This window comes from Streptomyces cylindrosporus, from assembly GCF_022698165.1.
GTDB classification, from domain to species: domain Bacteria; phylum Actinomycetota; class Actinomycetes; order Streptomycetales; family Streptomycetaceae; genus Streptomyces; species Streptomyces cylindrosporus.
The window spans coordinates 26236-48154 of record NZ_JALDAY010000016.1 but is presented as its reverse complement, the minus strand read 5'-3'; the positions used below and the strand labels follow the sequence as shown (position 1 = coordinate 48154).

Below are 21919 nucleotides of genomic sequence, written 5' to 3'. Positions count from 1 at the left end.
CATGGCGGGACGGGCGCTCGGGTGCGCTGTTCTCTCGGGACGGCGACTCCGCCGTACGGCGGAGAAACCGTCAGGCAGAGACGGAGGCGGGGCCTTCGCCGTGCTCGGCGGCCTGTTCGGCCGCCGCCTTCTCGGCTGCGGCCTTCTCGGCCCGCTCGTCCGCCGCGGCCCGGATGGACCGCCAGGCGGACTCGGCGGCCTGCTGCTCCGCCTCCTTCTTGCTGCGGCCGGTGCCGGTGCCGTACGAGACGCCTCCGACGCGGGCGGCAGCAGTGAAGGTCTTCTCGTGGTCGGGGCCGGTCTCCGTGACGAGGTACTCGGGCACGCCGAGGGACTCCGTCGCGGTGAGCTCCTGGAGGCTGGTCTTCCAGTCCAGGCCGGCTCCGAGGTTCGAGGACTTCTCGATGAGCGGGTCGAACAGGCGGTGCACCAGTTCGGAGGCCGCGTCGAGGCCCTGATCGAGATAGACCGCGCCGATCACCGCTTCCAGGGTGTCGGCGAGGATGGACGCCTTGTCCCGGCCGCCCGTGCCCTCTTCACCACGGCCGAGCCGGATGAAGGAGCCCAGGTCGAGACCACGACCGACCTCCGCCAGCGCACGCGAGTTGACCACCGCGGCCCGCAGCTTGGCCAGCTGGCCTTCGGGCAGGTCGGGGTGGGTGCGGTACAGCGTGTCCGTGACGACCAGGCCGAGCACGGAGTCCCCGAGGAACTCCAGCCGCTCGTTGGTCGGCAGACCGCCGTTCTCGTACGCGTACGAACGGTGGGTCAGCGCACGCACCAGAAGGGCGGACTCGAGCTTGTACCCGAGCCGCCCTTCCAGAAGCGTGTGGGACGAGGCCGTGTTGTCCGACTTTTTCCGGGCGGATGGGTCCGCCTTGGCGTCTTCCGCCTTCTTGGCAGTGGACACGGTGCCTCTCACCAGCCGCTCAGACCTCGAGGACCTGGCGCTTGTTGTAGGTGCCGCAAGACGGGCACGCGATGTGCTGCTGCTTGGGCTCGTGGCAGCGCTCGCACGCAACCAGGGTGGGGACCGCAGCCTTCCACTGCGACCGGCGGTGGCGCGTGTTGCTGCGCGACATCTTCCGCTTCGGAACAGCCACGGCTACTTCTCCTGCTTCTCGTCGACGCCCGCTTCCGCGTCAGCGCCGCTCATCTCGTCCTTCTCGCCGTCTCCGAGTGAACCGGCGAGTCCCTGCAGTGCCGCCCAACGGATGTCGACGGCGTCGTGGTGGTGGTCCGGGTCGTCCGCCAGCCGGGCTCCGCACTCGGAGCACAGGCCGGGGCAGTCGTCCTGGCACACCGGCTGCATCGGCAGTGCGAGCACCACCGCATCACGCAGCACGGGTTCGAGGTCGAACAGGCCGTCCTCGATGAAGAGCCTGTCCTCGTCTTCCTCGGCGTCGTCGGTCGGTTCCGCCTTGGGGCGGCCCCGATCGTCGGCGTCAGGGTACGAGAACATCTCCTGGAATTCCGCTTCGACGTCCAGCTGAAGCGGCTCCAGACACCTTACGCACTCCCCCTCGGCCTGTGCACGGGCGGTGCCTGTGACAAGCACCCCTTCCATGACCGACTCGAGGCGGAGTTCGAGCTCCACCGGAGCACCTTCCGGTACTCCGACGACTCCCTGGACACCGAAGTCCTTGGGAGCGTCGATCGTGCGGGACAGCCGCTGCAGCGCACCGGGACGCCGACCCAGCTCGTGCGTGTCGAACACGAGGGGGTTGCGGTGATCGAGGCGAGCGTTGGGAGCCATCCTGCTTTCGTTCTTCTGAGCTCAGAGGGACGCCACCCTATGGTGTTCCGGGGCAGCGCTGATCGCGGACGTACACGCGACCGAAGAGCCAGGATACTGGACCTTTCGCTCACGGCCCAATCCGGTGGTCCCTTACTGGCCGCGCCCCTGCTCGTAGGCCCTCAGCTGCTCCGGCGTGATCATGCCAGTGTCGAAGAGGCTGGTCTCGTCGAGGGCGTACGACTGCTGCTGGGGCTGCTGGGGCTGCTGGGGCTGGTGCGCCTGGTTCGGGTCGTACACCGCGTGCTGGCCGGTGTCGTAGCCCTGGTAGGCGTAGGGATCGGCCTGCTGGTAGCCGTAGGCGTCCTGCTGGCCGTAGCCCTGCTGCTGGTACTGGCCCGCGTACGGGTCCGCCTGCTGCTGGTAGCCGTAGACCGGCTCCGGCTCGGCGTAGCCCTGCTGCTGAGCGGCGGGCTGCGGCTGCTCCGCCGGGGCGTCCTGCTGGGCCAGGGCGGCGAGGTCGGCCAGGTAGTCGGCGTCGCTGGAGTGCTGGAAGGACGTCTGGTCGTCGGCGAGGGCGCTCAGGTCGTCGGTGGCGATACGGCCGTGCAGCTTCTGCCGGCCGCGGCCGACCGCCTCCAGGGTCTTGGCCAGGACCGCCTCGAAGGCGCCCAGCTTGGCGTCCACGTAGGCGTCGGCGTCCTTGCGCAGGGTCTCCGGGTCGTGGCTGCGCTCGGGGGCGTCCTCGTCCTCGTAACCCTGCTCGTCGAGGCCCGGGCCGGTGCCGAGGAGCTTCTCGCGGCCGCGGCCGACGGAGCCGAGGGTCTTGGTGAGGACGACCTCGAAGTTGGCGAGCTTGGAGTCGACGTAGTCGTCGGCCTCGGCGCGGACCTCCTCGGCCTCCTGGCGGGCCTCGGCGAGGATCCGGTCGGCCTCGGCCTGGGAGCGGCGGGCGACCTCGGTGTCGGAGATCAACGAGCCGCGCTCCTGGTGCGCCTGGCCGATGATCCGGTCGGCCTCCTGGCGGGCCTGCTCGACCATCTGCTCCCGGTCGCCGATCAGCTCCTGGGCCTGTGCCAGGGAGCCGGGCAGCGCCTCACGCACCTCTTCGAGCATGGCGAGCAGTTCCGCGCGGTTGACCACGCACGACGCGGACATGGGCATCGACCGGGCGCTGGAGACCGCCGCGACGATCTCGTCGAGCTTCTTCTGCACGTCCACCGTGTGCTCGCCACTCTCTACCGATGTGTTGGAGACGGACGGGACGACTGTAGCCCCATCGGTCCCCGCGCCTCATCAGTCCTTGCGCAGACGCTCGTTGAGGGCCTGCAGGACCAGCGGCGGCACCAGGTGGGAGACGTCTCCGCCCCAGGTCGCGACCTCCTTGACGAGCGAGGAGGACAGGAAGCTGTAGGTGGGGTTGGTCGGCACGAAGAGGGTCTCCACGCCGGACAGGCCGTTGTTCATCTGGGCCATCTGCAGCTCGTAGTCGAAGTCGCTGACCGCGCGCAGGCCCTTGACGATGGCGGGGATGTCACGCTGCTTGCAGTAGTCCACGAGGAGGCCGTGGAAGGCCTCGACCTTCACGTTGCCGTACTCGGCGGTGACCGCGCGGATCAGGTCGATCCGCTCGTCGATCTCGAACAGGCCCTTCTTGGACTTGTTGATCATGACCGCGACATAGACCTCGTCGTACAGACGGGAGGCGCGGGAAATGATGTCGAGGTGTCCGTTGGTGATCGGGTCGAACGACCCGGGACAGACGGCACGGCGCACTTGAGGTCCCTCGCTCTCCGGTCCGGTCATCGTGCGTCTTCGCACGTAGAGGCGGCGCGACCGTACCAAAACGTTCCCTCGCCGTAACGGCGGGACCGGAGTGCTTCAAAACCCTCCGGCCACCCGAATTCACCGCCTCTGGTGCTGCGCTCCACGGTGACGAGGGCCTCCGGCGCGAGCCAGTGTTCGGTGCGGAGTGTGAGCAGAATCTCGCGAAGATCGTGATCTGTCACACGGTACGGGGGGTCCAGGAAGACCAGGTCGTACGGGGCTGTCGGCGGACCCGTCTGGATGATCTGCTCGGCCTTTCCGGCCCTGACCTCGGCGCCGGGAAGGCCGATGCTCTTGACGTTCTCGCGGATGGTGCGGGCGGCTCTGGCGTCGGCCTCGACGAGGAGGGCGTGGCCGGCGCCGCGGGAGAGGGCCTCCAGGCCCACGGCTCCTGAACCGGCGTAGAGGTCCAGGACTCGTTCGCCGTCCAACGGGCCGCCGAGGAGGGACTGCCAGGTGGAGAAGAGACCTTCGCGTGCGCGGTCGGAGGTGGGGCGGGTTCCGTTGCCGGGTGGGACGGCTAGGCGTCGTCCGCCGGCTGCGCCGGCGATCACGCGGGTCATCTTCGGTCCTTGTTCGAGGGTGGTTACGGATTCAGTTTGGCAGCAGGTCCGTCGTGGTTGCTCGCGCAGTGCCCCGCGCCCCTGAAAGCAGGTCGGCTCCCTTCTAGCCCTTTTCCAAGTACTGCTCCCTCTCCTCGTCCAAGAGGGCGTCCAGGGCCGTTCGCAGGCCGGGCAGGCTCGTCAGGTCCGGGTCCGCCTCCACCACGGCCATTGCTTCCTCCCTCGCCTCCGCGATGACGTCCTCGTCCTCGATGACTGCCAGGACCCGGAGGCTGGTCCGTGCCCCCGACTGGGCCTGGCCCAGGACGTCGCCCTCGCGGCGCTGCTCCAGGTCGATGCGGGAGAGCTCGAAGCCGTCCAGTGTCGAGGCCACGGCGTTGAGGCGTTGGCGGGCCGCGCTCGCCTCCGGCATCTCCGTGACCAGGAGGCACAGGCCCGCCGCCGAGCCTCGGCCCACCCGGCCGCGGAGCTGGTGGAGCTGGGAGACGCCGAAGCGGTCGGCGTCCATGATCACCATGGCGGTGGCGTTGGGGACGTTGACACCGACCTCGATGACCGTCGTGGCGACCAGGACGTCGGTGTCGCCCGCGGCGAAGCGGCGCATGACCGCGTCCTTGTCGTCGGGGTGCATACGGCCGTGCAGCACCTCGACCCTGAGGCCGCTCAGCGGGCCCTTGGTGAGCTGCTCGGCGACCTCCAGGACGGCCAGCGGCGGGCGCTTCTCGGCCTCGTCCTCGGCGGACTTGCGGGCCTTCTTGGGGTCGTCCTCGTCGTCGCCGATGCGGGGGCAGACGACGTACCCCTGATGGCCGTTCTCCACCTCCTCGCGCACCCGCTGCCAGGCGCGGGCCAGGAAGTGGGGCTTGTCGGCGGCCGGGACGACATGGCTGGCGATCGGGGAGCGGCCCGCCGGGAGCTGGTCGAGGACCGAGGTCTCCAGGTCGCCGAAGACCGTCATGGCGACGGTGCGCGGGATGGGCGTGGCCGTCATGACCAGGAGGTGCGGGGGCTGTTTGCCCTTGCCGCGCAGGGCGTCGCGCTGCTCGACGCCGAAGCGGTGCTGCTCGTCGACGACGACCAGGCCGAGGTCGTGGAACTGGACCTTGTCCTCGATCAGGGCGTGGGTGCCGATGACGATGCCGGCCTCGCCGGTGACCAGGTCGAGCAGGGCCTGTTTGCGCGCGGCAGCCCCCATGGACCCGGTCAGCAGCACCACCTTGGTGGCGTGCTCGGCGCCGCCCAGCATCCCGCCCTCGGCCAGCTCGCCCATCATCTCCACGATCGAGCGGTGGTGCTGCTGGGCGAGGACCTCGGTGGGCGCGAGCATGGCGGCCTGGCCGCCCGCGTCGACGGTGGCGAGCATGGCGCGGAGGGCGACCATGGTGTTGTGGGTCACTGTGAAGTTGTCGGTGACGTAGGCGTGGCTGGGGTGCGCGACACTGATGCACTGGACGGGCTTCCGTCCCACATGCTCGACCGCCCGGACACCCCGTCGAAACGTGTTGTACTTCGGGCGGGGACCTACCCGTTCGGCCTTGCGCCCCAGCCTGAACGGGGGGTATTCGTCGGGCAGAGAGACGAAGACGTTGAACGCGGCCCGCTTCGGCAGCACTCGCGCCCTTCCGCCCAAGGAACGGACCAGCCACGCGACGTCTTCCGCCAGCCTCCGTGAAGCGGAGCAGAACGAGATGCTCAGGCCCGCCTTGTCGACAGTCCCGTCCGTGTCCATGAGCCCTTGCAACACGGCGAGACGGTTTTTGATCGACGTGTTCTTGAACTCGTCGGGTACGAACTTGCCATGCGACGACACTCCCCAGAGGCCCAGGTCCCGTACGGCCTGGATCACCGGATTGCGCACGCCGCCCGCGCGGTGGGTCAACTGGATCGTGTAGTCGCAGCGGGAACCGCTCACCGGCACCAGTCGGCAGTCCGGTGCCACGGCGGCCTCCACCGCATCACGGATCTCGGCATCGACCGTGGACAGCCGCAGGTTGTGCCGGAAGGAGCCGTCTCCCAGGAGAAGGCCGAACAGGTACGGATCGAGAGGCAGCCCACAGTCGTCTCCGAGATCGACGGGGGTGGCGGCCGGGAGGTACCACTTCGACGATCCGTTGGCCTTGAAGGTGTCCAGCCGAATCTCGCGCGTCGTCATGACCTTGGGGGTCTGGCCACGGTGCCAGCCGCAACTCGTGCCGACGATCCACAGATGTTCGTCATCGCACTCGACGGAGCTGCCGTCCGAGAGAACCAGGCGCCAGACATCGCGCTCGCCCTGCGGAAAGACGCCGTCGATCAGCGCGATCTCCCCGTCGGGCACAACGATCTCGTCACCCACTCTCATGTCCCCCATGCGGCGGAAACCGGCAGGCGTGAGGACAAGCGAGTCGAGAGGCTGGGCCTTGCCCGATCCCACTTCCCCCTGCAACAGCCGGTGCATCGGATGCTCCGTCGCCAGGTCGTCGAAGATCTCCTTCGAGACCTTCTGCTGGCCCTCCGTGAGGGTGAAGGGGAGGCGGTCGTCGAAGGCTGCGAGGAGGCCGTCCGGCTTGGGTTTGCGGGCCACCGCGGGGAGTTGGGCGTCCGCGTGGCGGCGGCGGGCCAGGGCCACCTGGAGGACGAAGGCCTCGTCCCACTTGAGGCGGGAGCGGGCGTCCTCGATGTCGGCCTTGGTGTGCGGCCGGTGGATCTTGAGGAGGGCCTCGGGGAGGGTGACCAGGCCACGGCCCGACCTCAGTGCCTCGGGGAGGGGGTCGATGGCCTCCTGGGCGGTCGGCAGGACCGTCTGGATCGCCTTGCCGATCTTCCAGGACTCCAGCTTGGCGGTGGCGGGGTAGATGGGGATCAGGGCGCCGGCCCAGGTCTCGACGGTCTCGTCCGTGTCGCCCCGGAGCAACTCGTAGGCCGGATGGGCCAGTTGCAGGCGGCGGTTGAAGGCGGAGACCTTGCCCGCGAACATCGCGCGTGTGCCCGGCAGCAGTTCCTTGTGGGGCTTGTGGACGCCGTTGCCGAAGAAGACCAGTTGGAGGCGGCCGCTGCCGTCCGTGATCGTGACCTCCAGGCGCTGGCCCTTGCCACGGGGCGCCTTGGCGGAGGCGAAGGTGTGCAGGCGGGCGTCGGCGACCATGGCGACCACCGTGACGTGCTCGTCCATGGGGAGGTCGGCGAGGTGGGTGAGCTGCCCGCGCTCCTCGTATCTGCGCGGGTAGTGGTGCAGGAGGTCGCCGACGGTGTGCAGGGCGAGGTGCTCGGCCATCACCTTCGCGGTGGCTGGTCCGAGCACCGACTTCAGCGGCTGTTGCAGCGGTTCTTGCAGTGCGGGCACGAGATCCATTGCACACCACGCCACTGACATTGCCGTATACGTACCCAGAAACCCCTGGTCAGACGGCTGGTTCGGGCTCTAGGATGACGCGCTCCGGCCATCCCCCGCGGTCACCGCCCCATCCGGGACCGCCCGACCCCGCGCCGACACGAAGTCCCCCCCACCGGCGCTGCGACGATGGACTCCCAGACCTCGAAGTCACCCCAGCCGTCCCAGTCACCCCAGCCGCCTCACACCTTCCAGGTCGACCTGCGCGGCCTGGTGGACCTGCTCTCGCACCACCTCTACTCCAGCCCCAAGGTGTATCTGCGGGAGCTCCTGCAGAACGCCGTGGACGCCATCACCGCCCGGCGCGCCGAGCAGCCCGACGCCCCGGCGCGGGTGCGCTTGTACGCGGAGGGCGGTGCCCTGCGTGTCGAGGACACCGGCGTGGGGCTCACCGAGGCGGACGTGCACAACCTGTTGGCCACGATCGGGCGCAGCTCCAAGCGGGCCGAGGGGCTCGAAGCGGCCCGGTCCGAGTTCCTCGGGCAGTTCGGCATCGGGCTGCTGGCCTGTTTCGTGGTGGCCGAGCGGATCCGGGTCGTCAGCCGCAGTGCTCGTACGCCGGACGCGGCGCCCGTGGAGTGGACGGCGAGCGACGACGGCTCCTACACCGTGCGGACGCTGCCCGCGGAGGCCCGGCCCGAACCCGGTACGACCGTGCATCTGGTGGCGCGGGCGGGGGCCGGCGAGTGGCTGACGCCCGAGCGGGTGCTCGCGCTGGCGCGGGACTTCGGGTCGCTGCTGCCGTACGACGTGCGGGTCGGCGAGGAGGCGGTCACCGACCTGCCGGCTCCGTGGGACCGGGCGTACCCCTCCCCCGCCAACCGGCGCGTGGCGCTGGCCCGGCACTGTCACGACCTGTTCGGCTTCACGCCGCTGGACACGATCGAGCTGAGCGTTCCGCTGGCCGGGATCCGCGGGGTCGCGTATGTGCTGCCCTCGGCGGTCAGCCCCGCCCAGCGGGCCACGCATCGTGTGCACCTCAAGGGCATGCTGCTGACCGAGCGGGCCGAACAGCTGCTGCCGGACTGGGCGTTCTTCGTGCGCTGCGTGCTGGACACGGACAGTCTGCGGCCCACGGCCTCTCGCGAGGCGCTGTACGAGGACGAGACGCTGGCCGCCGTACGGGACGCGCTCGGCGAAAGGATTCGGTCCTGGCTGACGGGGCTCGCGGCGGGGGATCCGGAACGGCTCGCCGCCTTCCTGTCCGTGCACCACCTGGGCGTGAAGTCCCTTGCCCGGCACGACACGGAGATGCTGCGGACGATGCTGCCGTGGCTGCCCTTCGAGACGACCGACGGGCGGCTGTCGCTGGAGGAGTTCGCGCAGCGGCACCCGGTGGTGCACTTCACGCGGACCGTCGAGGAGTACCGGCAGGTCGCGCCGATCGCGTCCGCGCAGGGCGTCGGGGTGATCAACGGCGGCTACACGTACGACAGCGAACTGGTCGAGGCGCTGCCGTCGGTGCGGCCGGGGACGGTGGTCGCGGAGCTGGACTCGGACACGGTGACCGCGCATCTGGACGCGGTGGATCCGGCGGAGGAGCTGGCGTTGTCGGGGTTCCTGGCGGCGGCTCGGGCCCGGCTGGACGCAGTGCAATGTGACATAGTACTGCGCTCCTTCCACCCCATCTCGGTGCCGGCCCTGCACCTCGACGACCGCCGGACCCGCCACGAACAGGCCCGCGCCGAGGCCGAGGAGCAGGCCGACGACCTGTGGGCGGGCATCCTGGGTTCGCTGCGTGGCAGCGCCCCGCGCGCGCGTCTGGTGCTCAACCACCTCAACCCGCTGGTCCGCAGGATCAGTTCGCTGGGTGACGCGGAACTGATCGGCACCGCCACGGAGTCCCTCTATGGGCAGGCGCTGCTGATGGCGCAGCGCCCGCTGCGGCCGGCGGACACCGCGCTGTTGAACCGGGCGTTCATCGGTCTGCTGGAATGGGCGACCCACGGCGAATCCGACACGCCGGGCAACTCCGCGGGGGGCGGTCACTGATGAGCGAGATCACGGACTTCGACGCCCTGCGCCGGGCGATGGCGGAGAACTCCGAGCGGCCGGAGGGCCCGGCGCGCAACGCGCGCGCGGAGGAGCTGCTCGCCGAGGCCGAGAAGCTGGGCATTCCGCTCGCCGTCGTGGAGGCGCTCGGGCACCAGCTGAAGGTCTACAACTACAGCTCCGAGAAGGACAAGATGTTCGTCCCCTTCGCGCGTCTGCTGCGCATGTGGGACGAGCGGCCCGAGGACTTCGACGAGTACGAGGTGCACTCGCTGCACTGGGTCTTCAAGTGGATGTCGTCCGGCATGCTCGACCAGCCGCACGTGCCGCTCGCCTCGATCGAGAAGTGGCTCGGCGAGATGGAGCACCGCTACCGGCTCGCCGGGCACTCCGAACGGGCCGTGCGCAGCGCGGAGTTCAGCGTGGCCGCGCATGTCGGGGACGTCACGCGCGCGCAGCGCGCGTATGCCGCGTGGCTGGCCGCGGACCGGGACGACATGGCCGACTGCCACGCGTGCGAGCTGCACGGGCAGGGCTGGTGGCAGGCGGAGCAGGGGCGGGACGCGGAGGCGCTGCTGCTGTGGCGGCCGGTCCTGGAGGGCGAGTTCACGTGCGCGCACGAGCCGCACACGGTGCTGGCGTCGTCCCTGGTGCCGCTGCTGCGGCTGGGCCGCACGGACGAGGCGCGCGCGAACCATCTGCGCGGCTTCCGGCTCGTGCGGCCCATGGAGAGCATGCGGGGCGCGTACGCGGATCACGTCGAGTTCTGCGCGCTGACCGGCAACGAGGCGCGCGGTCTGGAGCTGCTCGCGGAGCGGCCGGCGTACTTCACGGACACCGGGCATCCGCGCAGCCGGCTGGATTTCCTGAGCGTGGTGGCGCTGCTCATGGAGCGCCTGGACGAGGTCGGGCTGGGCGACCGTGAGGTGCCGGGGCCGGCCGGCCGCAAGTGGACCGCGCGCGAACTCGCCGCACACGCGCGTGCGGAGGCGCTCGCGCTGGCGGCGCGTTTCGACGAGCGCAACGGCACGGCGTACGTCAGTGAGCGGGCACGCGCGCGTATGGCGCAGCGCCCGCTGGTGGACCGGCTGCCGCTCGGGGTGCGCGCGGCGGTGCGCCCGGTCGCGGCCCCGGCCGCCCCGGTGGCACCGGTCGCCGTGACCGCGGTGGAGCCGGATCTGCCGGCGCTGCTGGCCGAGGCGCGGCGGCTGTCCGACACCTTGCAGCCGAACGCCGTGGAGGCGTGGGCGGCCGTCTCCCGGGCCGCGGAGGGCGTCGAACTGGACGTCCGCGACCGCGCGGAGATCGTCGACCACGAGGCGATGGACCGGGGCCCCGAGGGCGCCGAGCTCTTCGAGCGGGCCGCCGAGCTGTACGCCGAGGCGGGCGACCCCGGGGAGGCGCTGGCGGCACGCACGCGTGCGGCGTACGTACGCGCCCTGACGGGCCGGGTGGACGAGGCCCTCGCCGCGGTCGCCGAACCGTACGACGAGATCCTCGCGCTCTACGCCGACGACGCGACGGAGGTGCGGCAGACGGCGTCGGTGCTGATGGGCCGGGCGCGGATCCTGATGCGGCGGGTGCACGAGGCGAGCGAGGCCGCGGAGGACGCCGGGCAGGTCAACGGTGTGACGGACGAGGCGGGCGCGGCCGACCGGCCGTCCGGTGAGACGGTTCTGGTCGAGGCCGAGGCCGCCGTGCGGGAGTTGCTCGCGTTGGTCGGTGGGTACGCCGGGGCCGACGTGCGGATCGCCGCGCGGGAGGCCGAGGGGCGGGCCATGCTCGCCGAACTGGCGCTGCAACGCGGTGACCTGGAGGGGGCCGTCGAGCTGTTCGGGCGGGCCTCGGCCGGGTTCGTGGCGGCCGGGCTGCCGTGGTTCGCCGTGGAGTACGAGGCGCGGCTGGCCGGTCTCGCGCACCACCTCGGCGACATCGCGGAGACGGAGCGGGCGCTGCGGGCGGCCCTGGAGCACGGCGGAGCCCATCTGGAGGCCGTCGGGCGGGCCCAGCTGCACCTCCAGCTTGCCGAGGTGCTCGGTGGCCGCGGGCTGTCCGTGGAGGCCTCGGAGCACGCCCTGGAGGCCGCGCACTGGGCCGACGAGGCGGGCGAGGGCCGCACGCTGGGCGCCTGGGCCCGGCATCAGCTGGGCGGGTTCCTGCTGCGCCAGGGGCGCTGGGCCGAGGCCGCCGAGGTGCTGGAGTCGGCGCTGCCCGACCTGAGCGCCGAGACGCACGGCGACGGCGCGGTCGTACAGACGCAGTGGTGGCTGGGCGACTGTCTGAGCGAGCTCGGCGAGCACCGGGAGGCGGCCGAACGGCGGCTGCAGGCGGCCGAGACCGCCCGGCACTGGCCCGAGCAGCACGACCACGCGACACTTGCCCACCTCGCCGCGGAGTCCCTCGGGGCCGCGGGGCTGCCCGCCGAGGCGGACCGGGCGTACGCGCGCGCGGGCGAGCTGTGGCGATCGCTCGGCAATGTGCACGGCCTGGTGCGTTCCCTGCGCGCACGCGCGTGGCTGGCGCTGCGCGCGGACGACGGGGCGGACCAGGCGCGGGAGTTGATGGCGGCCGCGGTCCGGGAGTGCGAGTCGGTGCTGGGCGACGGCGTGGACGACGAGGAGGCGCGCGAGCGGCTCGTCGCCGAACTCGGGCACACCCACCGCCAGTTCGGCGACCTGCTGGCCCGCTCGGCCGCCGAGGACGCCGACGACGACTCGATACGGGCCGCCCTGGAGGAGGCCCTGGCCCAAGTCGGCGAGGCCGTCGCGGTGTTCGCCTCCCTCGGGGACGACGCCCTGCACAGCCGTACCGGCGCCGAACTCGCCGCGGGCTGGCTGGAGGCCGACCTCAGCCGCCCCGCTCGTGCGGCGGCACGCGCACGTGCGGTGCTGGCGGCCTACGACGGCGCCGACGAGGCGGACGAGACGGCCCAGGAACGGCGCTCGGAGGCGGAGCAGATGCTCCAGGTCGTGGAGGAGCAGGGGGCGGGGTAGCGGAGGCCCGTAGGCGGCCTTGAGCCGGTTGTTCGACGGCCGGCTCGGGCCGGTTATTCGACGCCGATCAGCAGCAGGGCGCCCTGCCGGCCGCCCCGGTACACCACCGTGTCGACGGCGAGGTACGACTCACGCACGCGTGCCTCCAGGTGCGCGGCGACGGACTCGGGGGCCTCGTCGCCGATGACCAGGGTGACGAGTTCGCCGCCGGCCTGGAGCATGCGGTCCAGGACGGACTCGGCCGTGGTGGTGACGTCGGTGCCGATCACGGCCACATCGCCGTCGACGAGACCCAGGACGTCACCGGCCTGGCAGATGCCGGCCATGGTCCAGGACTGGCGCTCGGCGACGGCGACCTCGGCGTAACGGGTCGCGCCGGCCGCGCTGGTCATCGACACGACGTCCTCGTCGAAGCGGCGCTCCGGCTCGTGCACGGCGAGCGCCGCGATGCCCTGGACGGCGGACCGGGTCGGGATCAGCGCCACGCGGATGCCCTCGGCGCGGGCCTGCTCGGCCGCCGCGGCGGCGGTGTGGCGCAGGTCGGCGTCGTTGGGCAGCAGCACGACCTCGCGCGCGTGGGCCCGCCGTACGGCGTCGAGGAGCTCGCCGCTCGCGGGCGGCTCCCCGGGGCGCGCGAGCACGGTGGTCGCGCCGGCCTCGGTGTACAGCCCGGCCAGGCCCTCGCCGGGCACGACGGCCACCACGGCCCGCTGGACACGCTCCCGGGGCGGCCGTTCGGCACCGGTGGTGTGCACGTCACCGGCGCCGAAGTGGGTGATCCGGATCCGGTACGGCCGCCCGGCCTCGACGCCCGCCTCCACGGCGGCGCCGGCGTCGTCGACGTGCACATGGACGTTCCACAGCCCGTCGCCGCCGACCACGACCAGGGAGTCACCGAGGGCGTCGAGCCGGCTGCGCAGGCGGGACACTGCCGCGTCCTCGGCCTCCAGCAGGTAGATCACCTCGAAGGCGGGGCCGCCCTCCCCCGGGGCGCAGTCGTCGGCGAGGGCGTCGGGGGTGACGGCCGTATCGCCGTCCACGCGCGTGTGGAGCGCGTCGGCGCCGGGTGCTTGGAGCGCGTCGGCGCCGAGTGCATGGAGCGGATCGGCGCCGTATGCCTGCGAATGTGCCTGAGAACGGGATTCGCCGGCTTCGCCGCCCCCCGAGTCTCCGTGCGCGGCCCACGGTTCCGTACCGCCGCGCCTCACGCGCGCGTGCCCCGCCGAAACCGCGACCGCCCCCGGCACCTCGCCCGTGAACGTCTCCACCAGCGCCCCGAGCACCGCCACGAGCCCTCGCCCGCCGGCGTCGACCACCCCGGCCCGCCCCAGGACCGGCAGCTGCCCGGGGGTCGCGGCCAGGGCGGTGCGCGCTCCCTCGTAGGCGGCGCGGGCGACCGCCCCGCAGTCGCCCTCCGTCCCGTCGGCCGCGTCGGCGGCGGCCGAGGCGACCGACAGGACCGTGCCCTCGACGGGGTGCGCGACGGCCTCGCGGGCGGAGTCGGCGGCGTGCCGCAGGGCGAGGCGCAGGCCGGGGCCGTCGGTGTGAGGCGTCTCACCGTCGGCGGCGAGGACCTGGGCCATGCCGCGCAGCAGCTGGGCGAGGATGGTCCCGGAGTTGCCCTGGGCGCCTATCAGCGCGCCGTGCGCCATCGCGCGCACGGCATCGGTGAGCGCGGGCTTCCCAGCCTCCGCGAGGCCGACCGCGTGACCTGCGAAGACGGCCTCCACGGCGGCGACCGCGGACTCCACGGTCAGATACAGGTTGGTGCCGGTGTCCCCGTCCGCCACGGGATAGACGTTGATCGCGTCGATCTCCTCGCGCGCGCGCCCGAGCGCCTCCAGCGCGAGGCCGCACCAGGTGCGCACCGCGAGAGCATCGAAGAATGTCTGCGGCACCTGCGCCACCTACGGCCTCCCTGAGCTGCTGGACTGCACGCAGCGTAGAGCAGCCATGGTAGTTTCGTTCTACTGGCGCAGTCGTTGTATGCTGCTCCGGTTGCCCGATCCGATCGGGCCGTTCCCCTGGCAGCGCCACTCAGATCTCAGATCTCGATCCCGGCATGCCGGGATTAACCGTAAGTGCATCTGAAGCTTTTGGAGTGACCCGTGGCTGCCAACTGCGACGTCTGCGGCAAGGGCCCGGGCTTCGGCAACAACATCTCGCACTCGCACCGCCGTACGTCCCGTCGCTGGAACCCCAACATCCAGCGCGTCCGTACCGTGGTCGGCGGGACGCCGAAGCGCGTGAACGCTTGCACCTCGTGCATCAAGGCCGGCAAGGTCTCGCGCTGACGCACAGTTAAGCGCGCGGCCACTGCTGGTTCGCTGCATCGAGCCGGTCCACCGGAAGGTGGGCCGGCTTTTTGCTGTACCTGACAAGCTGTACGCATGCGCTTCGGCATCCTGGGCCCCCTGGAGGTACGCACCGACGACGGCACCCCCGTCGACCCCGGCGGCCCCCGCCCCCGCGCCCTGCTCACCCTCCTGCTCCTGGACGTCGGTCACGCGGTCTCCACGCAGCGCCTCACAGACGGCCTGTACGGCGCCGAGCCGCCCTCCGGGGCCGCCAACGCCCTCCAGTCCCAGATCTCCCGTCTGCGCCGCCGTCTGGCCCCGCACACGGACATCGAGGCGGGCTCGGCGGGCTACCGTCTCACCGCCTCCGCCGAGAGCGTCGACGCCCACCGTTTCGAGCGCCTGGCCGCGCAGGGCCGGGAAGCGCTCGACGCCGGTGATCACGCGCTGGCCGTGGACCGGCTCCGCGAGGCACTCGCCCTCTGGCGCGGCCCCGCCCTGCCCGACCTCCCGGACGCCCATGCCGAGGCCGCCCGGTTCGAGGAGCTGAGGCTGGCCGCCGTGCAGAACCGCGTGGAGGCGGAGCTGGCGCTCGGCGGCGGTCCCGACCTCGTACCGGAGCTGCGGGCGCTGCTGACCGCGCATCCGCTGAGCGAGCGGCTGTACGGGCAGCTGATGCGGGCGCTGCACGCGGCGGGCCGGCCGGCGGAGGCGCTCACCGTGTACGAGGAGGCCCGGCGCACCCTCGCTGACGAGCTGGGCGCCGACCCGTCACCCGAACTGTCCGCCCTGCACCTGGAACTCCTCCAGGGCACCGGGCCCGAACGCCCCCGCCTCCCCGTCCAGCTCACCCGCTTCGTCGGCCGCGAGCCCGAACTCACCCGCATCGCCACCCTCCTGACCGACGCCCGCCTGGTCACCCTCACGGGCCCCGGCGGGGCAGGCAAGACCCGCCTGGCCATCGAGGCGGCAACCGCCCTCACGACCCGCTCGCCCAGGACGGGCACAAACACCCGGGCACGTTCCGCGACGCCGGTGAGAGACCCCCACCCGGTCGCTCCCCACCCCACCCCCGACGTCTGCTTCGTGGAACTCGCCCCGCTCACCGACGGGCGCCACATCACCCACGCCGTCCTGAGCGCCCTCGGTGTCCGCGAAGGCTTCCGCACTCCGGCGAGCGACGGTCTCGGGAGGCTGTTGGCCGCGCTGGAGGACCGTGAGGTTCTGCTGGTTCTCGACAACTGTGAGCATCTCGTCGAGGACGCCGCGAGGGTCGCCTCCATGACGCTCGCCGCCTGCCCCGGCGTGCGCGTCCTCGCCACCAGCCGGGAGTCGCTCGGCGTCACCGGTGAGGTCCTGGTCCCGGTGCCGCCGCTGCGGCCGGAGCCGGCGACCGCGCTGTTCCTGGACCGGGCCCGGGCCGTGCGCCCCGGTTTCGACGGCCACGCGCGCGTGGGCGACATCTGTGCCGCCCTCGACGGGCTCCCCCTCGCCATCGAGCTCGCCGCGGCCCGGCTGCGGACCCTCACCCCGGACGAGCTCGCCGACCGCCTCGACGACCGGTTCCGGCTGCTGTCCCGGGGCGACCGCTCCAAGGCACCCCGGCACCGCACCCTGCGCGCCGTCGTGGAGTGGAGCTGGGAGCTGCTGGACGAGGAGGAGCGGGAACTGGCGCGGCGGCTGACGGTGTTCTCCGGGGGCGCGACGCTGGAGGCGATCGAGGCGGTGTGCGGGCTGCCGTATCCGGAGGACGTGCTCGCCTCGCTGGTCGAGAAGTCCTTCGTGGAGTTCGTGGCGTCCGCCGACGTGCCCGAGGGGCGCTACCGGATGCTGGAGACGATCCGGGCGTTCGCCGCGGAGGACCCACCGGACCTCAAGGACGCGCACGCCGCCTACTTCCTGAGGCTCGCCGAGGAGGCCGAGCCCCGGCTGCGCGGCGCGGAACAACTGCCCTGGCTCGCCCGGCTCACCGCCGAGCACGGCAATCTGGACGCCGCGCTCCGTCACCTCGCGCGCCACGACACCGGCGGGGCCCTGCGCCTCATGGGACCGCTCTCCTGGTTCTGGCGGCTGCGCGGCGTGTACGGCGAACGGGTGGCGACAGCACGGGAGTTGCTGACCGCCGTGGGGGACGCGCCACCGCCGGGCCTGGAGGAGGAGTACGTCCTGTGCGCGATCAACGCGCTCTCCGGCGCGGGCGAGGAGCCGGAACTCATCGCGCGCGTGGACGCGATCCTGAACGCGTGTCAGGGGCCGTTGCGGCTGCCGTACATCCTCGTGCTGTGGGCGGTCGCGGCCGGTCCCCGGCCCGCCGTCGACGCGCACGCCCGCGCCTTGGCGGGCGGCTCGCCCTGGGCGAACGCCCTGCTCGACGTGGGCCTCGGCTTCCGGGCGCAGTTCGCGGGCCGGCCGCGGGAGTCCGAGGAGTGCTTCACCCGGGCGCTCGCGGGATACCGGGCCACCGGGGACCGCTGGGGCATGGCCAACTGCCTCGACCCGCTCGGCATGTTCGCCCACGCGCGCGGTGAGTCCGAGCGCGCCCTGGAGCTGCTCGACGAAGGGCTGGCGCACGTACGGGAGCTGGCCGCGCCGGAGGAGACCGCCGACGTGCTGCGCACCCGGGGCACCGTGCTGCTGCACCTGGGCGACGGGGCCGGCGCCGAGGCCCACTTCGAGGAGGCGCTGACGCTCGCGCGTGGCGCCGGGCTCCCCGACAAGGCGGCGGGCGCCCGGCGCGGCCTCGGCGACACGGCCCGGCTGGCCGGGGACACGGCACGCGCGCGCGTGCACTACGAGAACGCCCTCCAGGAGTGCGCCGCCAACTGGTTCAGCGTCGGCGAGACCGTCCGGGGCCTCATCGGGCTCGGCCGTACGGCCGCCGCCGAGGGCCGCACCGAGGAGGCCCGCGACTGGTTCCGGCAGGCCGCCGAGCTCGCCACCGAGGGTCCCGGCGTCCTCGAACTCGCCGACACCGCGGAGGCGTTGGCCGCGGTCGCCGAGTCCCCGGAGCGGGCCGCCGTGCTGCTCGGCGCCGGGGCGGGCCTGCGGGGCGGCCGGGTCGAGGGCGACCCCGATGTCGTACGAGTGGAGCGGGACGTACGCGCGAAACTGTCGCCCGCGGCCTACGAGGAGGCCTTCGAGCAGGGCCGGAGCCTGCGGTCAGCGGCGGTCAGCGAACGGTAGGAGGACGGTCAGCGCCGCCGCCGAAGCTCGACCCATGACGAAGACACCCAGCACGAACAACACGCAGAGCACGAACACGCAGGGCACGACGAACGCGCGGAGCCTCGCCCACCTGAACGTCCTCATCTCCGGCGCCAGCGTCGCCGGCCCGGCCCTCGCCCTCAACCTGCTCCGCTACGGCGCCCGCGTCACCGTCGTCGAGAAGGCGCCGGAGCTGCGCGGCGGCGGCTTCGCGGTCGACTTCCGCGGCCATGTCCACCGCAGGGTCCTCACCGACATGGGTATCTGGGACGACATCCACGCCCGCCAGACGCACATGGGCCGTCAGACGGTCGTCGACGCGGACGGCTCCCCGAAGGTGGACCTGCCCTCGGAGATGATGAGCGGCGACGTCGAGATCTTCCGGGGCGAGCTCGCGCGGATCATGTACGAGCGCACCCGCGACCGCGTCGAGTACGTGTTCGGCGACTCGATCGCCACGCTCACCGACACGGGCGACGGCGTCGACGTCACCTTCGAGAAGGGCCCCGCGCGCCGCTTCGACCTGGTCGTCGGCGCGGACGGACTGCACTCCCACACCCGTCGGCTCGCCTTCGGCGACGAGTCGCGTTACCTGCGCTTCTTCGACCACTACGTGGCCGGCTTCGAGGTCCCCAACCACCTGGGCCTGGACCGCACGGGCCGCGTCTACAGCGAACCCGGCCGCGCCATCGTCATCGCCAACTACGACGGCGATCCGGAGCGCTCGCACGCCCTGCTGTGCTTCCGGTCCGAGCAGCTCTCGTACGACCGCAGGGACCTCACGGCGCAGAAACGGATCCTCATGGAGCGGTTCGCCGGTATGGGCTGGGAGGTCCCGGCCGCCCTCAAGGCCCTCGAGGAGACCGACGACCTCTACTTCGACGCGATCGCCCAGATCCACGTCGACCGGCTCACCAAGGGGCGCGTGGCGCTCCTCGGGGACGCGGGCTACGGGGCGACCATGGGCGGCATGGGGACGGGCGTGGCGGTCGTCGGCTCGTACGTCCTCGCCGGTGAGCTGGCGCTCGCGGGCGGGGACCACCGTACGGCGTTCGCCGCCTACGAGGCCCGGATCACCGACTTCGCCAAGGGCTGCCAGAAGACCTCGGGCAACGCGGGCCCGTTCTTCGCGCCGCCCACCGAGCGGCGCATCCGCAGCCGGGACCGCATGTACCGGCTGCTGGCCTCCCGCCCGCTGGCCGCCTTCTTCAAGAAGATCACCGTGAAGGCGGCGACCGCCATCAAGCTCCCCGAGTACCCCGCGTAAGGGCCCAGCCGTGGTCCACGGGCCCGATCCCCCCGCCGAGCGCGAACCCGGCGGCGATCGCCCCGGTGACGTACTCCTTGGCCGCCGCCACCGCCTCCGGCACGGACCGCCCCCTCGCGAGCTGCGACGCGATCGCGGACGCGAGGGTGCAGCCCGTGCCGTGCGTGTGCCGGTTGTCGAGACGGGGAGCACGGAACCAGTGCTCCTGACTGCCGTCGGTGAGCAAGTCGACCGCGTCACCGGGCAGATGACCGCCCTTGACGAGGACCCACGTCGGCCCGTACGCCAGCACGGCCGCCGCGGCCTCCCGCAGCTGCTCCTCCGACTCGACCTGTACTCCGGTGAGTTGGGCCACCTCGTCGAGGTTCGGCGTGGCGACGGTGGCGACCGGGAGCAGGCGCCGGCGCACGGAGTCAAGCGCCTCCGCGGCCAGCAGGGAGTCCCCGTGCTTGGAGACGCCCACCGGGTCGACGACCGCCGGAGCGTCCGTACCGGCGATCAACTCGGCGACCGCGTCGACGAGTTCGGCGGACGCCAGCATCCCCGTCTTGACGGCCTGTACGCCGATGTCGTCGACGACACTCCGGTACTGCGCCCGCACCGCCTCGACCGGCAGCGGCCAAGCCCCCTGCACACCAAGGGAGTTCTGGGCCGTGACCGCCGTGATCACGCTCATGCCGTGCACGCCGAGCGCGAGCATGGTCTTCAAGTCGGCCTGGATTCCGGCCCCTCCACCGGAGTCGGAGCCGGCCACCGTCAGAACGCGGGGCTTCACGACTCGATGTCCCCGAAGTGGTCCCAGCCGCCCTTGCTCGTCCACGGCGCCCCGTCCACCGTCACCTGGGGCAGCGCCGACGGGTTGAGCACCTCGCCGATCACCTTCCAGCGGGCCGGCAGCTTCACGTCCGGCGGGAAGGTCGCCACGATCGCGTGGTCCTCTCCCCCGGTCAGCACCCACTGCATCGGGTCGACGCCGACGGCCTGCCCGATGTCGTTCATCTGGGACGGGATGTCGATCGCGCCGGAGCGGATGTCGATGCGGACCTTGCTGGCCTCGGCGATGTGCCCGAGGTCGGCGATCAGCCCGTCGCTGACGTCGCACATGGCCGTGGCACCGAGCCCGGCCGCCGCCGGTCCCGCGTGGTACGGCGGCTCGGGGCGCCGGTGCGCCTCCACGAAGGCGCGCGGCGAGCGGAAGCCGCGGGAGAGCACCGCGTACCCGGCCGCGGACCAGCCCAGCCAGCCGGTCACCGCGACGAGGTCGCCGGGCTGGGCGCCGGCCCGGGTGATCGGCTCCTGGTTGCGCAGATCGCCGAGCGCGGTGATCGACACCATGATCGTGTCGCCTCGTACGACATCGCCGCCCACCACCGACGCGCCCGCCACCTGGCACTCGTCGCGCAGCCCGTCCATCAGCTCGCTGGGCCAGGTCACCGGGAGTTCGGCGGGGACGACCAGGCCGAGCAGCAGGGCGGTCGGTACGGCGCCCATGGCGGCGATGTCCGCGAGGTTCTGGGCGGCGGCCTTGCGGCCCACGTCGTAGGCCGTGGACCAGTCGCGGCGGAAGTGCCGGCCCTCCAGGAGGATGTCGGTGGACGCCACGACCCTTCGGTCGGGCGCGGCGACCACCGCGGCGTCGTCGCCGGGGCCGACCCGGACCGCCGAGGTGGTGGTGAGACGGGAGGTGAGCTCCCTGATGAGCCCGAACTCCCCGAGCTCACCAACAGTGCCCTTCATTGCCCTTGCTCCCCTTCTGTCCCTTGCCGTGCCCGGTCGCGCGTCACCAGTGTCCTCGATACGGTCGAGACATCCGTCAACCCGTGTCGTCCCGGCACCCCGGCGCGGGGGCCCCGGGTCTCCCCGCGGCGAGCGGCGACGCGATACCGTGGCGTTCCTTTTCCCCACATGATCCTCGTGGCCGCCCTGGAGGTTCCGTGGTACAGGCGTACATCCTGATCCAGACGGAGGTCGGCAAAGCGTCGACCGTCGCCGAGACGATCAGCAAGATTCCTGGGGTGATCCAGGCCGAGGACGTGACAGGACCCTATGACGTGATCGTGCGGGCACAGGCCGACACCGTGGACGACCTCGGCCGCATGGTGGTCGCGAAGGTCCAGCAAGTGGACGGCATCACCCGCACACTGACCTGCCCGGTCGTGCATCTGTAGCCCCCGTCTACCCTTGGCCGGTGAACTTCTTCCGTCACCGGCTCATCGGCCTGCCCGTGCTCGCCCTGCTGATCACGGTCGCGGGCTGCTCATCAGCAGACGACAGTGCCCGGGCCGCGGTTCCCTCGCCGGGTACGAAGGTCGCCGAGCTGTGCCGGAACCTGGACAAGGTGGTGCCGGCCAAGGTCGACGGTCAAGGCCGCCGGGATCCCGAGCCCGCGTCCGCGCTGACCGCGGGCTGGGGGAACCCGGCGATCATACTGCGCTGCGGTGTCGAGCGGCCCGCGAAGATGAGCGACCCGGAGGCCGACGGCGTCGAGGTCAACGGCGTGGGCTGGCTGCTGGAGAAGCAGAGCGACGGGTCGTTCCGCTTCACGACGACCCTGCGCAGGGCGTACGTCGAGGTGACCATCCCGAAGGACCGCACGGGGGACGGCATGGCGCCGTTGGTGGATCTGGCCCCGGCGATAAAGAAGGCGATCCCCGAAGGGATCGCCGACTAG

17 protein-coding genes are annotated in these 21919 nt (G+C 72.1%); 7 read left to right on the top strand and 10 right to left on the bottom strand.

Features of this window, described 5'->3' with window-relative positions:
* Positions 1–70 precede the first annotated feature (70 nt).
* The 7 genes from rnc to MQP27_RS42305 all read right to left on the bottom strand — a co-directional run bounded on the left by rnc (position 71) and on the right by MQP27_RS42305 (position 7456).
* Positions 71–922 (bottom strand): ribonuclease III, encoded by an 852-nt coding sequence (rnc, locus tag MQP27_RS42335; RefSeq protein WP_242775594.1) that lies wholly within the window; start codon positions 920–922, stop codon positions 71–73.
* Between the two features lie 7 nt (positions 923–929).
* The gene (gene rpmF, locus MQP27_RS42330; protein WP_003951102.1) at positions 930–1103 is read right to left on the bottom strand and encodes a 50S ribosomal protein L32; all 174 of its coding nucleotides are present in this window, start codon (positions 1101–1103) and stop codon (positions 930–932) included.
* Between the two features lie 2 nt (positions 1104–1105).
* Positions 1106–1756, bottom strand: a complete 651-nt coding sequence (locus MQP27_RS42325; protein WP_242775593.1) for a YceD family protein — start codon at positions 1754–1756, stop codon at positions 1106–1108.
* 132 nt (positions 1757–1888) lie between these two features.
* The gene (locus tag MQP27_RS42320; RefSeq protein ID WP_242775592.1) at positions 1889–2956 is read right to left on the bottom strand and encodes a F0F1 ATP synthase subunit B; all 1068 of its coding nucleotides are present in this window, start codon (positions 2954–2956) and stop codon (positions 1889–1891) included.
* Between the two features lie 75 nt (positions 2957–3031).
* Positions 3032–3511 (bottom strand): pantetheine-phosphate adenylyltransferase, encoded by a 480-nt coding sequence (coaD, locus tag MQP27_RS42315; RefSeq protein WP_242775965.1) that lies wholly within the window; start codon positions 3509–3511, stop codon positions 3032–3034.
* A gap of 26 nt (positions 3512–3537) precedes the next feature.
* Entirely contained in the window at positions 3538–4194 is a 657-nt protein-coding gene (gene rsmD / locus MQP27_RS42310; protein WP_278197212.1) for a 16S rRNA (guanine(966)-N(2))-methyltransferase RsmD, read from the bottom strand.
* A gap of 34 nt (positions 4195–4228) precedes the next feature.
* Positions 4229–7456: a helicase-related protein gene (locus MQP27_RS42305; RefSeq protein WP_242775590.1), complete on the bottom strand. Its 3228-nt coding sequence runs from the start codon at positions 7454–7456 to the stop codon at positions 4229–4231.
* A gap of 168 nt (positions 7457–7624) precedes the next feature.
* Between MQP27_RS42305 and MQP27_RS42300 the strand changes: the two genes are divergently transcribed.
* Both MQP27_RS42300 and MQP27_RS42295 read left to right on the top strand, forming a co-directional pair.
* Positions 7625–9487: an HSP90 family protein gene (locus MQP27_RS42300; RefSeq protein ID WP_242775589.1), complete on the top strand. Its 1863-nt coding sequence runs from the start codon at positions 7625–7627 to the stop codon at positions 9485–9487.
* On the top strand, positions 9487–12480 hold the full coding sequence (locus MQP27_RS42295; RefSeq protein ID WP_242775587.1) for a tetratricopeptide repeat protein: 2994 nt from the start codon (positions 9487–9489) through the stop codon (positions 12478–12480). Before MQP27_RS42300 ends, MQP27_RS42295 begins: the two co-directional genes overlap by 1 nt.
* Positions 12481–12533: 53 nt before the next feature.
* Here the strand turns inward: MQP27_RS42295 and MQP27_RS42290 are convergent, their stop codons facing one another.
* Positions 12534–14387, bottom strand: a complete 1854-nt coding sequence (locus MQP27_RS42290) for a DAK2 domain-containing protein (RefSeq protein WP_242775585.1) — start codon at positions 14385–14387, stop codon at positions 12534–12536.
* Positions 14388–14588: 201 nt separating this feature from the next.
* On the opposite strand from MQP27_RS42290, the gene rpmB reads away from it, so the two are divergent.
* From rpmB to MQP27_RS42275, 3 genes are all read left to right on the top strand, one after another.
* Complete coding sequence (gene rpmB / locus MQP27_RS42285) at positions 14589–14774, top strand: 50S ribosomal protein L28 (protein WP_003993230.1); 186 nt, start codon at positions 14589–14591, stop codon at positions 14772–14774.
* A gap of 96 nt (positions 14775–14870) precedes the next feature.
* The gene (locus MQP27_RS42280) at positions 14871–17960 is read left to right on the top strand and encodes an AfsR/SARP family transcriptional regulator (RefSeq protein WP_242775583.1); all 3090 of its coding nucleotides are present in this window, start codon (positions 14871–14873) and stop codon (positions 17958–17960) included.
* Positions 17961–17994: 34 nt separating this feature from the next.
* Positions 17995–19248 carry an FAD-dependent monooxygenase gene (locus MQP27_RS42275; protein WP_242775581.1) on the top strand — a complete coding sequence of 418 codons (1254 nt, stop codon included), beginning with the start codon at positions 17995–17997 and terminating at the stop codon, positions 19246–19248.
* On the opposite strand, the gene thiD is transcribed toward MQP27_RS42275, so the two are convergent.
* Positions 19223–20023, bottom strand: coding sequence for a bifunctional hydroxymethylpyrimidine kinase/phosphomethylpyrimidine kinase (gene thiD, locus MQP27_RS42270; RefSeq protein ID WP_242775580.1), 801 nt, complete (start codon positions 20021–20023; stop codon positions 19223–19225). The genes MQP27_RS42275 and thiD overlap by 26 nt on opposite strands.
* Entirely contained in the window at positions 20020–20985 is a 966-nt protein-coding gene (locus tag MQP27_RS42265; protein ID WP_242775579.1) for a thiamine-phosphate kinase, read from the bottom strand. The genes thiD and MQP27_RS42265 overlap by 4 nt, the downstream gene beginning before the upstream one ends.
* Before the next feature lie 197 nt (positions 20986–21182).
* On the opposite strand from MQP27_RS42265, the gene MQP27_RS42260 reads away from it, so the two are divergent.
* Positions 21183–21416 (top strand): Lrp/AsnC family transcriptional regulator, encoded by a 234-nt coding sequence (locus MQP27_RS42260; RefSeq protein ID WP_003997603.1) that lies wholly within the window; start codon positions 21183–21185, stop codon positions 21414–21416.
* Positions 21417–21436: 20 nt separating this feature from the next.
* The gene (locus MQP27_RS42255; protein ID WP_242775578.1) at positions 21437–21919 is read left to right on the top strand and encodes a DUF3515 domain-containing protein; all 483 of its coding nucleotides are present in this window, start codon (positions 21437–21439) and stop codon (positions 21917–21919) included.

Coding starts and splice junctions, on each gene's coding strand:
- MQP27_RS42280 (WP_242775583.1), top strand. CDS start 14,871: ATGCGCTTCGGCATCCTGGGCCCCCTGGAGGTACGCACCGACGACGGC.
- MQP27_RS42265 (WP_242775579.1), bottom strand. CDS start 20,985: ATGAAGGGCACTGTTGGTGAGCTCGGGGAGTTCGGGCTCATCAGGGAG.
- MQP27_RS42295 (WP_242775587.1), top strand. CDS start 9,487: ATGAGCGAGATCACGGACTTCGACGCCCTGCGCCGGGCGATGGCGGAG.
- MQP27_RS42300 (WP_242775589.1), top strand. CDS start 7,625: ATGGACTCCCAGACCTCGAAGTCACCCCAGCCGTCCCAGTCACCCCAG.
- MQP27_RS42305 (WP_242775590.1), bottom strand. CDS start 7,456: ATGGATCTCGTGCCCGCACTGCAAGAACCGCTGCAACAGCCGCTGAAG.
- MQP27_RS42325 (WP_242775593.1), bottom strand. CDS start 1,756: ATGGCTCCCAACGCTCGCCTCGATCACCGCAACCCCCTCGTGTTCGAC.
- MQP27_RS42275 (WP_242775581.1), top strand. CDS start 17,995: ATGACGAAGACACCCAGCACGAACAACACGCAGAGCACGAACACGCAG.